The sequence below is a fragment of the Bartonella sp. AD328YNZD genome (genome assembly GCF_042196425.1).
This window is the reverse complement of the sequence record NZ_JBHIQG010000681.1, coordinates 1-804: the sequence shown is the minus strand read 5'-3', so window position 1 is coordinate 804 and position 804 is coordinate 1. Positions and strand designations below refer to the sequence as shown.

Sequence of the window (804 nt, the reverse complement as noted above, 5' to 3'; positions counted from 1 at the left end):
AATTAGATATCACTTCTTTTTGCATCTGTTTTTTCATCTTCAAAATTATCGCTTTGTCGTTTTGATTGCCAACAACCGTAAAAAATCATCAATCTTGTATAAGTTTGTATATTTCAATTATCTTATACAGTGGAGTGCATAATCTGTACATTTATTAAATAATTCAATTATTAGCCTATTGATCATTGCTTTCACGAACGCGACTTTACCAATTTATCGACAAAAACATCCTTCAAGATGATCATTGACAATCCCTACGGACTGCATAAAAGCATAACAAATCGTTGGACCAATAAATGTCCAACCACGTTTCTTTAAATCTTGAGAAAGACGAAGAGAAGCAGGTGTTATGGGATGAGCCGACAGTGTTTGAAAGTCTATCTTTTCATAATATTCTGATTGTGGTGGCTGAAAAGACCAAAAATAGTGGGTCAAGCTCCCCCACTCTGTTATAATTTCTTGTGCTCTAAGTGCATTATTAAGTACTGATCGAATTTTTCCTTGATGGCGAACAATATCTTTGTTCTGCATCAACATTTGCACCTTTAACTCATCATAATGAGCAATTTTTTCAAAGTCAAAATGATCAAATGCAATGCGAAAAGAAGAGCGTTTTTTTAAAATTGTCAACCAAGAAAGTCCAGCTTGAAAACCTTCAAGACAAATTTTTTCAAACAAACAAATATCCTCTACAACAGGCTTTCCCCATTCATTATCATGATAAGCACAATAAAGTGGATCAGTTCCGGCCCATGCGCAACGAATTTTTCCATCCACTCCCTTAAGAAGACCTTCCGCAAGCAT

At 35.0% G+C, this 804-nt stretch carries 1 protein-coding gene; it reads right to left on the bottom strand.

From position 1 onward, the window contains the following. Nucleotides 1–213: 213 nt before the first annotated feature. A partial coding sequence (locus ACFIO3_RS14435) for a DNA-3-methyladenine glycosylase I (RefSeq protein ID WP_375696163.1) occupies nt 214–804 on the bottom strand: 591 nt, incomplete at its 5' end.